Consider the following 8,629-nt stretch of genomic DNA (forward strand, 5'->3'; position numbering starts at 1 on the left):
CTCCTTATCCTAGTAGTTAGATGGATAGTAAAGACCGTTAACAAGTTTCTCGCAAAAAAATAAATCCCTCCCCTCAAGTGATGAAATAAGCCAGAATTTGGCTTTAGGAGATATTTAATTAGTAAAATCACTTGAAGTTTTTTTATATATTCGCCGCTCTAAAAACAAAAAAATGAAATCAAAATTCACGCTCTTCATCTTGCTTCTAGCAATACTTGCGTCATGTAAAAAAACTACAAATGTTGATGTTACTGTATCCACCAGCGGAAAGCTTAGCTACAAATTGCTTGACGGCTCGGGTAAAGGATTACCAAATGTGAAAGTATCCTTATTTGACAACCTTGAAAACTACTACTACACTTCCAGGATCCTCCTCGATACCCGGACAACAGATCAGAATGGTCTTGCTGATTTTGGAGATCTTAATCCCAGAAACTATTTGCTTATACCTGATTCTCCAATGGTTAACAATGTAAAATATAGCATTCAAGATTATGTTCAGGTAACTGCTGGAAAGACCAAGATAAAAGAGGTTAAGGTTACAGATTGTGTTGGAACATTCACTTTTCTTATCAAATCTTATTTTACAAGCCTTCCTGCTAAAAATATTGGTATCCTGCTTATTCCGGCAAATAAATCTTTTTATTCTTCAACGGCAACACCTTATCTTAACATTGCAGATTATAAAGGAATTACTGACGACTCTGGATCAGCATCATTTAAAGTTCCCTCAAATAAAGAATACGTGGCTTGTATCTACAATACAACTACAAATGTATATTACAATTTAATCAATTCGATGACGGTTCAAACCAACGCTATCTTTAATATGCCTGTTTACATATCCGGTCAATAACTGGTTACCCCGACAGCATGTAGTTATCAAAAATCCACGTAACTCTTGGTTACCAACAGATTGGAATAAAAATTAAACACAAAGCGGCTTATAAATAGGTCGCTTTTTTTGCTCTACCAAAAGCGTAAATTTTTAACTTTAAAGTAGCTGGCCGTTAAAACTTAAAAACTCAAGAATAATATAACCTTTGATCATAGATTTTATAATGATGTCCGTTATTCAATAATGGATGAAGAAAAAAGCTTAAATAACATCAAAACAAAGGTTGAAGATAATATATCTAAAACAATTTGGAAAGAACATGGTAAAACCACAGACGACTGGGCAAGGTACGCACATGCTCACCATCTTTGGTATCCTACAACCGTATATAAAGATAACGAACCCTATGCCTATATTGTGAACACAGAAAAAACAGTACACGTCAAGCTTCTTGATGAAAGATTGTTTTGGACAGTAAGCATTTTATTTAAAAAAGGGAATAATGGCCTGATGTTTTTAAGTGAAGTTTGGATAAGGAGTTATGCTGGTAAAAATATTGAGATGTTGAAAGATCTCCTAAAAGATCAACATTTAGTTTTTACTCCTAAGGGAAACCTCAGTGTTACCACTGAAACCATTATTCGGGAGCCCTCATTGAAAATTGAGCGAGAGAAGAAACAACGGCGGTACAGTGGCTTATTGGCCATTCAAAGTTTTCCATGGAGAACTGAAGGCGAGATAAGAAGGAAAAAGACAAGATCAGCAGCGCTGTTAAAAAATTGACCTATGCTAGAAAACCTTATCTGGAGGATGATGTTTATGATTACCTGACTGACCAGATCTGCCTGTATTACCAGCAAAACTCTTCGGTATCAAATTAACATGTTTTTCACCCCCCAACTTGCCATTATATTGAACTGTTCGGTCATGAGCAGTTTACACGACTCATATTCCAGGAACTCCAACCACTCTCTCCGGTCTGCATCAAAAAAACCTGCACTTCTTTTCACACCTCAGGGCCTGAAGCTCTTCGCGGAAGGTCCAGTGTGAAAAGAAGTGCAGATTTTTTCCTTGCATCTTCCCCAATCTAGCATCTACCTAAAATATTTCCTTTATTTGTAAATGCCAGTTATCCGTTTAGAAACTATCATAAAAGCCGACCGAGGCATTGTCTTCGATCTTGCCAGAAGCATTGATCTCCATCAAATCTCCACCGCACACACAAACGAACGGGCAATTGCAGGTAAAACTTCAGGATTGATTGAACTAAATGAATCCGTAACATGGGAAGCTAAACATTTTGGAATTGTACAACACCTTACTTCCAAAATCACCGCAATGGAATATCCCAATTATTTTGTTGACGAAATGGTTTCCGGAGCTTTTAAGTCATTTAAGCATGAACATCTATTTGAGCAAAAAGGCGAGGGTACATTAATGGTGGATATTTTTAACTATACGTCCCCAATGGGAATGCTTGGTAAAGTGGCAGACCGATTGTTTCTTAGAAAGTATATGGTAAATCTGTTATTGATTAGAAACAAAGTAATAAAAGAACATGCAGAAACGCTCAATTTATAACCTCAAATAAACAAAAATGCTATATATCTCTGGCTGCTTTTTCTTTCCTGATCGCTTTCAGTGAATTATAAGTTGTAAATCCTGTAGCTGCAAATACAACAGGTAGGAATAAAAAAGCATTGATCTTTCCACCTTTAGCAATCAGTAGATATATACCAACAGCCAGCATGAAAGTACAACTGATAATTGTGAGGGTCACACTCGTTTTAAAAATAGATTCATTTTTAAGCAATTCTTCATTGCTCATATCCTGCGGTGGTTTAATAGCCATAAAGATCGATTAGCGTTTGTAGATGACCAAATATTGTGAGTTTAATCGAATTCTGCAAGACAAATAAAGAAATCCTCACCCTCTCCGGTCTGCATCAAAAAAACCTGCACTTCTTTTCACACCTCAGGGCCTGAAGCTCTTCGCGGAAGGTCCAGTGTGAAAAGAAGCGCAGGCTTTTTACTTACAATTTAACCCAGGTTCGAAACATAAAAACAACGTAGCATTTCGGCAATAAAGACGTTTATCTTCTTTCCCTAAAGTAAAGAATCGCAATAAATAAAACATTCCGTATTGGCCGTTGTATAATATATAGACAACTAAAGTTGAACATTAAAACAGTAAATCATGGGACAATTAAGCAATCGAACCATTGCCGTTTTATCAGAAAGCGGTTTTGAAGAAACAGAATTGACCAGCCCGGTGCAAAGGCTAAAAGAGGAAGGTGCAACTGTTCATATCATTTCCTCTAAACCAGGAAAGATACAGGCCATGAAAGGTGACCATCAGTGGACCATAGAAGTTGACGTGGATAAGACCATTAGCGAAGCCAATGCTGAAGATTATCAAGGATTAGTCATCCCAGGCGGGGTTTTAAATCCAGATGCATTGAGAAAGAATGATGATGCCATTGCATTTGTGAAAGCATTCTTTGAGGCAGGAAAACCAGTAGCAGCGATCTGTCACGGGCCACAGGTTTTGATCACAGCTGAAGTAGTAGAAAGCAGGAAACTGACCTCGACAAAAACCATAAAAATTGACCTGCTCAATGCCGGAGCAGAATGGTATGACAAAGAAGTTGTAGTTGACCAGGGGCTCGTTACCAGCCGTAGCCCAGATGACCTTCCCGCCTTTAATGATAAGATGGTAGAAGAGTTCGCAGAGGGGGTGCACCAGAATTAAACCTATTAAAGAAACCACCACCATCCCGGTCTGCACTCAAAAAACCTACACCTCTTTTCACACCTCAGGACCTGAAGCTTTTCGCGGAAGGCCCAGGGAGAAAAGAGGTGCAGGTTTTTCCCCCTTCACCACTTTAAGGGGACATTTTTTGGTTAACGAATTGAAAATCTGATTCAATAGTTTATCTACCGCATCTTCATACTTTTAATTATTACCTTAGTATTTCCAAGTACCGGGCTATTCTTCCTGCAACAAGACAGAAAGCAAGTATACTTATAGACATCGATTAATACAGCAACCTATATTATGCGTATGGTACAAGCTAAAAAAGGTAGTGCCTTAAGCTTTTCTAACGCCGTCCACCAATATTTCTACAGTGCTATTTATTCATGTGTAATACCGGATCACTCGCCGCGGCCTGGGCAATCACATCACTGTTTTGGGCAGATGTTACCAGCCAATTGTCTTTTTGTTTCACCAACACAACGGTGGCAATGTTGTCTTTATCACCTTGTTTGTTACCGCCGCGGTTAACTCCATCGGGCGGGTAAAAAGCGCCAACATGCGTTAGCCAATAGGCAATGGCAACATCCTTGGTAATAAACCTTACGGTAATGTTCAGCTCTTTAGCTTCCACTCCCTTTAAGGCCGAACTGATAAAGGCCTGATGGGCAAATTGCACTTCCTTTAAATTATGCCAGTGCATGCCCACCACATTGATCCAATGGCAATCCGGGGTCATGTATTCTTTCATATCACTGAAATCGCCCTTAGCCCAGCTATTGCCGAAGCGCCCGAGCGTTTGCTTTATGGCGGCTTCATCCGACGAACGGTTTTGCGCCTTAATGGTTGGGATGGTACCGGTGAGAACCAATAAAATAAAAAGCAGCTTTTTCATAAGTTTTTGATTATTGTTTAGCTAAACTTAGAGTTAAACTTCTATTGATTTCTGCAAAGTAGACCGTATGGGCATTCATGCGGCTATAAAGGAATTTAAGATAGATGAGATACTTTCATCGACGACGAACTCATCTGGTACGGCGAATCTGGCTCCTGGTCTATTTTAACGGAAATGATAGTGCTTTGTTTTGAACCGTTCGTACCTTTAACATCATGGCACAATTAGACTTTGTATTTTCCCGCAATATCCGCTGGCGGTTGTGCCGCCATATCACATTCTGGGCAAGCTGGTACTTATTTACGGTTTACCTGTACTCCTTTACGCCCTCACCCATTTTAACTAAACTCAATTTCTGGCAAAGGATAATCGTCAACCTTGGCGAAAGTTTTTGGTATATGCTGCCGGCCATGTTTCTGGCCTATAGTTTAATTTACCTTGTCATCCCTAAACTGGTTATCCCGGCTAAATATTTTAAGGTGATATTGTCCGTTTTCGGGCTTTTGTTTTTAACCGGTGGCTTATCCGCGCTGATTTCTTTAACTATCGTAGAACACTTGCGCCGGCAATACCTGCTCGGGCATCCGGGCTTATTACCCGGCATTGTTTCTACACCGTTTACCATACAGCTGTTTATGGCCTGGATCTCCGGCCTGCGCGGGAGCATTACCATTGGCGGCCTGGCAGCGGCCATTAAACTCATGAAGTACTTTTATGAAAAACAGCAGCAGGCTTTGTTGTTGGAACAGGAGAAAGCGGTAGCCGAACTCAACTCGTTAAAAGCGCAGCTCCACCCGCATTTCCTGTTTAATACCCTTAATAATATTTATTCGCATGCGCAGGACACCGCACCTTTAGCAGCTAACATGCTCATGGGGCTTTCCACTTTATTGCGCTACATGCTTTATTCCTGCAACGCGCCACTGGTGCCTTTAAAACAGGAACTGCAAATGCTGCTGGAATACATCGAACTTGAAAAACAGCGATACGGCAATCAACTGGAAATTGCCATCCAAATACCAGCGGTTGACCCTGATCTGATGGTTGCACCTTTGCTGATCCTTCCTTTTATAGAGAACTGTTTTAAACATGGCACAAGTAATATGCTCGAACACCCCTGGATCAATATTCAGCTACAGTTAGATGGTAAGGCCATGCACCTGAAACTGATCAATGGTAAAGCTCCGAACGCTACGCTACAAAGCGGTGGTATAGGTATTGAAAATGTAAAGCGACGTTTGGCGTTGTTATATCCAAACAGGTACGACCTGCAAATTATAGCCGAAGAGGAAATGTATATTGTAAATTTAAAACTGGAACTTAACCGGAAGAAGGAATATGAGCCTGCCCATTTATAATTGCCTGATCGTGGATGATGAACCACCGGCGCGCGAGGTATTAAAACGCTACATTCAAAAGTTGCCCATGCTGTGCCTGGTCGGTGAATGCAATAACGCCCTCCAGGTAATCCCTTTTCTTCATGCCAACCCGGTGGATATACTATTTTTAGACATCCGCATGCCGCAGTTGAACGGGTTGGAATTAGTGAGTACGTTAAGTAATCCACCAAAGATCATTTTCACAACTGCCTATGCAGAATACGCCCTTGAAAGCTATGACCTGCAAGCTACTGATTACCTGCTGAAGCCGATTAAGTTTGAACGCTTTGTGAAAGCAGTTAACCGGGCCATACCAAATTTGCCACCTGCACAAGTGAATACAGACCTACCGGCCGTTGAGGACAGCTATCTATACTTTCGTGCAGACCGCAAAATGATGAAAGTAATGCTTAAAGACATTTTATACATTGAAAGCTTGAAAGATTACGTGAAGATTGTTACTGATAGTAACCAGATAATTACCAAATATTCAATGGCAGCACTGGAAGCGATGCTGCCCACTACTGGTTTTCTGCGTATACACCGATCCTTTATCATTGCTACCGATAAATTGACATCCTACACTAACAGCAATGTAAACTTAGGTAGTATAACGTTACCTATCGGTAAAATGTACCAGCACGAAGTTTTTAGAAGATTACGGCCTACACCTTGATATGAGCATACGCTCATGAGATACAGTAAACTGTTTGCGCATGCCTTTAGTAATTCTTACTAGTATTTCCTTCGGGTTGCTAAAGCTAATCCACTCCCATGGCACAGACCTTCATTACCAGTTGTTTATATTTTTCGATTTTTCAATAATTTCTTTTATAAGCGAATTAAAATGATTGTTTAATCCAGTATAGGCATCTTCAAATCTCACTTTTCCATCATCTTCAAAAAGATATAATTTAGATTTTCCGACTTTCACAAGTTTTAAGGTAACCCATCCACCCTCACTCCAACCACTTGAACCTCTGTATTTACCTTCAACATATCTTTTAGCTTCAAAATCAGGACTGTTAATCCGAATTTTACCATCTTTAAAAAGAAAGGTTAATTTGTACGATAGATCATATTTAAAAATTTCTTTTCCAAGACCGTTAGAAAGCTTTATAGGTAGAACTTTATCTTCATACGCCGTTATACTAATGCTTTCACCTTCAACAACACTAAGCCCTTTTTGTGGATTTTTAAATATCGAATTAATGGCATTAAGCACATTTTTATATAGATCTTTTTGTTTTACGTTTGGAACATCCACAACCCTAAAATCCTTATTATCACTAGAAACAAATCCATTCGGAGTTAGGTTAAAATATTGCGCGAAACATAACTGTGTGACAAGCAAGAGTATGGCAATACTTAGTATTTTTTTCATGTTAATAATATTTTATAACCTCATCAGGTTGTTTTAAATGCAGAATTGCTTACCGTTTTAGAGCACTAAACTAATAAAAATAAGGTAAAATAAGCAAGCCCTCGAGGGTAAAAATGAATAAAATCAACCCGTTTGGTAACTTATTTCATCCCGATTGTTTCGGTGATTGCAAACTGATTTTTAAATTATAGCTTTGAATTAAATGCACCTAAAGGCTTTACCAGAGAAATGCTGTTACGGGAAATCAGCAAGCATTACTACCAGTTTTATCAAGAGGAAGAAAAAACAGCCAAAATCAAAACGGTTCACTTAAGGAAAGGATAGAACTGTTCACACCTTGCATACAAACTTTTATTCCATCTGATTAACGTACTTTCTTTTAATCAGAAATTCTGTCAATATTTTTATCCGGTTATCCAAGGCAACCTGAATCTCAAAAGTCAAGTTCATTCTCGGATGTGTGTCGTTTCCATTATAAACCAGGACAGCTTTAGTGAGTTTGTCCTTTCTTTTGCTATCCAGGTTTTTGTCTAAAGAGAATTTCACAGAAGGAAACTTGGTATTAAAATATAGATAGGTAGTATCATTATAACTATCATCTGGCTTGTTCTTTGGAACATATACCTCTACAAGTGAATTCTGGTCCTTCTGATGTTTCTCTTTAAATACATCGTTATCGCCATAAAATAATCCCTCGGTATAGGTAAACAACTCTTTGTTTATATGTTGAATATTTACCTGAGTTGGTGACTGATCATCCAGGCCAAAAAACTGCTTGCCCAGATCTTCTCCCTCTTTATAAATAATATACCGATAAGCATCTATTTCATTGCTAATCTCGGTTTCAACGGTAATAGTATCTCCTGAAGTGTGTTGTTTATCAACAGTCTTAAAAACTGGAATTTCATATACAACAATATCACCCTTATAGTAGATATTTACAGACCCCCCTATCTTTTGTTTCTTTTGTCCTGGAGGTATAATCTCTGCCTGAAAGGCATATTTAATAGCGTTCATCGAATTTTTGGTTTGTCCGAATAATTGTAATGTTAAAAAGGAGTTTAACACTCCTAATCCGAACATTACACCCGCTGAGGATATAACGGCACTTTTGAGAAAACCTTGTCTGTTCATTGAGGTTAATTAATCTGAGAATGAGCGTTTAAATATTATTAAAGCAACATTTAGCTTTAATAAAGACTGCAAAAATATTTATTTAGAAACATTCTATCAAGAAAGAAAAACAGATAAAACCATATATAAAGGTCTTTCAAGCAATTAAAAATTATCACAGCGTAAACAGAAAGATCGGGTGATAGTGTAACCTTAAAAATCTAAACCAACACACAAATATAAAGACATCTAGACATACCAATAT

General features: G+C 38.5%; 10 protein-coding genes. 6 read left to right on the forward strand and 4 right to left on the reverse strand.

The window, feature by feature from the left end; all coding sequences use genetic code 11:
- The first annotated feature begins 172 nt into the window (after positions 1 to 172).
- From DBR11_RS11320 to DBR11_RS11330, 3 genes are all read left to right on the forward strand, one after another.
- Positions 173 to 856, forward strand: coding sequence for a hypothetical protein (locus tag DBR11_RS11320; protein WP_108552663.1), 684 nt, complete (start codon positions 173 to 175; stop codon positions 854 to 856).
- Between the two features lie 225 nt (positions 857 to 1,081).
- Complete coding sequence (locus tag DBR11_RS11325) at positions 1,082 to 1,621, forward strand: hypothetical protein (protein ID WP_108552665.1); 540 nt, start codon at positions 1,082 to 1,084, stop codon at positions 1,619 to 1,621.
- Positions 1,622 to 1,960: 339 nt separating this feature from the next.
- Positions 1,961 to 2,419, forward strand: coding sequence for an SRPBCC family protein (locus tag DBR11_RS11330; RefSeq protein ID WP_108552667.1), 459 nt, complete (start codon positions 1,961 to 1,963; stop codon positions 2,417 to 2,419).
- A 19-nt stretch (positions 2,420 to 2,438) separates the two neighbouring features.
- Here the strand turns inward: DBR11_RS11330 and DBR11_RS11335 are convergent, their stop codons facing one another.
- Positions 2,439 to 2,690 carry a hypothetical protein gene (locus tag DBR11_RS11335; RefSeq protein WP_108552669.1) on the reverse strand — a complete coding sequence of 84 codons (252 nt, stop codon included), beginning with the start codon at positions 2,688 to 2,690 and terminating at the stop codon, positions 2,439 to 2,441.
- Positions 2,691 to 3,035: 345 nt separating this feature from the next.
- Between DBR11_RS11335 and DBR11_RS11340 the strand changes: the two genes are divergently transcribed.
- On the forward strand, positions 3,036 to 3,590 hold the full coding sequence (locus DBR11_RS11340; RefSeq protein ID WP_108552671.1) for a type 1 glutamine amidotransferase domain-containing protein: 555 nt from the start codon (positions 3,036 to 3,038) through the stop codon (positions 3,588 to 3,590).
- A 379-nt stretch (positions 3,591 to 3,969) separates the two neighbouring features.
- Here DBR11_RS11340 and DBR11_RS11345 read toward each other — a convergent pair whose 3' ends face one another.
- Positions 3,970 to 4,488: an SgcJ/EcaC family oxidoreductase gene (locus DBR11_RS11345; protein WP_108552673.1), complete on the reverse strand. Its 519-nt coding sequence runs from the start codon at positions 4,486 to 4,488 to the stop codon at positions 3,970 to 3,972.
- Between the two features lie 215 nt (positions 4,489 to 4,703).
- Between DBR11_RS11345 and DBR11_RS30130 the strand changes: the two genes are divergently transcribed.
- Both DBR11_RS30130 and DBR11_RS11355 read left to right on the forward strand, forming a co-directional pair.
- Positions 4,704 to 5,846, forward strand: coding sequence for a sensor histidine kinase (locus tag DBR11_RS30130; protein ID WP_233260723.1), 1,143 nt, complete (start codon positions 4,704 to 4,706; stop codon positions 5,844 to 5,846).
- Positions 5,827 to 6,543 carry a LytTR family DNA-binding domain-containing protein gene (locus DBR11_RS11355; RefSeq protein WP_108552675.1) on the forward strand — a complete coding sequence of 239 codons (717 nt, stop codon included), beginning with the start codon at positions 5,827 to 5,829 and terminating at the stop codon, positions 6,541 to 6,543. The genes DBR11_RS30130 and DBR11_RS11355 overlap by 20 nt, the downstream gene beginning before the upstream one ends.
- 114 nt (positions 6,544 to 6,657) lie before the next feature.
- Here DBR11_RS11355 and DBR11_RS11360 read toward each other — a convergent pair whose 3' ends face one another.
- Entirely contained in the window at positions 6,658 to 7,251 is a 594-nt protein-coding gene (locus DBR11_RS11360; protein ID WP_108552677.1) for a DUF4468 domain-containing protein, read from the reverse strand.
- A gap of 351 nt (positions 7,252 to 7,602) precedes the next feature.
- The gene (locus DBR11_RS11365; protein WP_146186509.1) at positions 7,603 to 8,268 is read right to left on the reverse strand and encodes a hypothetical protein; all 666 of its coding nucleotides are present in this window, start codon (positions 8,266 to 8,268) and stop codon (positions 7,603 to 7,605) included.
- Positions 8,269 to 8,629 lie beyond the last annotated feature (361 nt).

The organism is Pedobacter sp. HMWF019, from assembly GCF_003061025.1.
GTDB lineage: Bacteria > Bacteroidota > Bacteroidia > Sphingobacteriales > Sphingobacteriaceae > Pedobacter.